Origin of the sequence: Streptomyces iranensis (assembly GCF_017874715.1) — a bacterium.
Lineage (GTDB): Bacteria > Actinomycetota > Actinomycetes > Streptomycetales > Streptomycetaceae > Streptomyces > Streptomyces iranensis.
Window position 1 is genome coordinate 1 of record NZ_JAGGLR010000073.1, and the last position, 2,515, is coordinate 2,515.

1 rRNA gene is annotated in these 2,515 nt (G+C 56.4%); it reads left to right on the forward strand.

What is annotated here, in order from left to right:
• Positions 1-2,472 (forward strand): 23S ribosomal RNA (locus tag J2Z30_RS49185); the annotation flags it as partial.
• Positions 2,473-2,515: the final 43 nt, after the last annotated feature.

The window sequence follows — 2,515 nt, forward strand, 5'->3', positions numbered from 1 at the left end:
GTCGTGACTGCGTGCCTTTTGAAGAATGAGCCTGCGAGTTTGCGGTGTGTTGCGAGGTTAACCCGTGTGGGGAAGCCGTAGCGAAAGCGAGTCCGAATAGGGCGGTTTAGTAGCGCGCTCAAGACCCGAAGCGGAGTGATCTAGCCATGGGCAGGTTGAAGCGGAGGTAAGACTTCGTGGAGGACCGAACCCACCAGGGTTGAAAACCTGGGGGATGACCTGTGGTTAGGGGTGAAAGGCCAATCAAACTCCGTGATAGCTGGTTCTCCCCGAAATGCATTTAGGTGCAGCGTCGTGTGTTTCTTGCCGGAGGTAGAGCACTGGATAGGCGATGGGCCCTACCGGGTTACTGACCTTAGCCAAACTCCGAATGCCGGTAAGTGAGAGCGCGGCAGTGAGACTGTGGGGGATAAGCTCCATGGTCGAGAGGGAAACAGCCCAGAGCATCGACTAAGGCCCCTAAGCGTACGCTAAGTGGGAAAGGATGTGGAGTCGCAGAGACAACCAGGAGGTTGGCTTAGAAGCAGCCATCCTTGAAAGAGTGCGTAATAGCTCACTGGTCAAGTGATTCCGCGCCGACAATGTAGCGGGGCTCAAGCGTACCGCCGAAGTCGTGTCATTGCAGCATGTGGTCCAACGGCCGCTGTGATGGGTAGGGGAGCGTCGTGTGCCGGGTGAAGCAGCCGTGTAAGCGAGTTGTGGATGGTTCACGAGTGAGAATGCAGGCATGAGTAGCGATACACACGTGGGAAACGTGTGCGCCGATTGACTAAGGGTTCCTGGGTCAAGCTGATCTGCCCAGGGTAAGTCGGGACCTAAGGCGAGGCCGACAGGCGTAGTCGATGGACAACCGGTTGATATTCCGGTACCCGCTTTGAAACGCCCAGTATCGAATCCTCTGATGCTAAGGCCGTGAAGCCGTCCTGGATCCTTCGGGTGAAGGGGAGTGGTGGAGCCGCCGGTCCAAGGTGGTAGTAGGTAAGTGATGGGGTGACGCAGGAAGGTAGTCCATCCCGGGCGGTGGTTGTCCCGGGGTAAGGGTGTAGGACGTCATGCAGGTAAATCCGTGTGACATTGAGTCTGAGACCTGATGCCGAGCCGATTGTGGTGAAGTGGATGATCCTATGCTGTCGAGAAAAGCCTCTAGCGAGTTTCATGGCGGCCCGTACCCTAAACCGACTCAGGTGGTCAGGTAGAGAATACCGAGGCGTTCGGGTGAACTATGGTTAAGGAACTCGGCAAAATGCCCCCGTAACTTCGGGAGAAGGGGGGCCATTGCTGGTGATGGGATTTTCTCCTTGAGCTGGTGGTGGCCGCAGAGACCAGCGAGAAGCGACTGTTTACTAAAAACACAGGTCCGTGCGAAGCCGTAAGGCGATGTATACGGACTGACGCCTGCCCGGTGCTGGAACGTTAAGGGGACCGGTTAGTCACATTTCGGTGTGGCGAGGCTGAGAACTTAAGCGCCAGTAAACGGCGGTGGTAACTATAACCATCCTAAGGTAGCGAAATTCCTTGTCGGGTAAGTTCCGACCTGCACGAATGGCGTAACGACTTCTCGACTGTCTCAACCATAGGCCCGGTGAAATTGCATTACGAGTAAAGATGCTCGTTTCGCGCAGCAGGACGGAAAGACCCCGGGACCTTTACTATAGCTTGATATTGGTGTTCGGTTCGGCTTGTGTAGGATAGGTGGGAGACTGTGAACTCTGGACGCCAGTTCAGGGGGAGTCGTTGTTGAAATACCACTCTGGTCGTGCTGGATGTCTAACCTGGGTCCGTGATCCGGATCAGGGACAGTGTCTGGTGGGTAGTTTAACTGGGGCGGTTGCCTCCTAAAGGGTAACGGAGGCGCCCAAAGGTTCCCTCAGCCTGGTTGGCAATCAGGTGTTGAGTGTAAGTGCACAAGGGAGCTTGACTGTGAGACCGACGGGTCGAGCAGGGACGAAAGTCGGGACTAGTGATCCGGCGGTGGCTTGTGGAAGCGCCGTCGCTCAACGGATAAAAGGTACCCCGGGGATAACAGGCTGATCTTCCCCAAGAGTCCATATCGACGGGATGGTTTGGCACCTCGATGTCGGCTCGTCGCATCCTGGGGCTGGAGTCGGTCCCAAGGGTTGGGCTGTTCGCCCATTAAAGCGGTACGCGAGCTGGGTTTAGAACGTCGTGAGACAGTTCGGTCCCTATCCGCTGTGCGCGTAGGAGTCTTGAGAAGGGCTGTCCCTAGTACGAGAGGACCGGGACGGACGAACCTCTGGTGTGCCAGTTGTTCTGCCAAGGGCATGGCTGGTTGGCTACGTTCGGGAGGGATAACCGCTGAAAGCATCTAAGCGGGAAGCCTGCTTCGAGATGAGGACTCCCACCCACTTGATGGGTTAAGGCTCCCAGTAGACGACTGGGTTGATAGGCCAGATATGGAAGCCGGGTGACCGGTGGAGTTGACTGGTACTAATAGGCCGAGGGCTTGTCCTCAGGTGCTCGCGTCCACTGTGTTGGTTCTGAAGCAACGAACCGT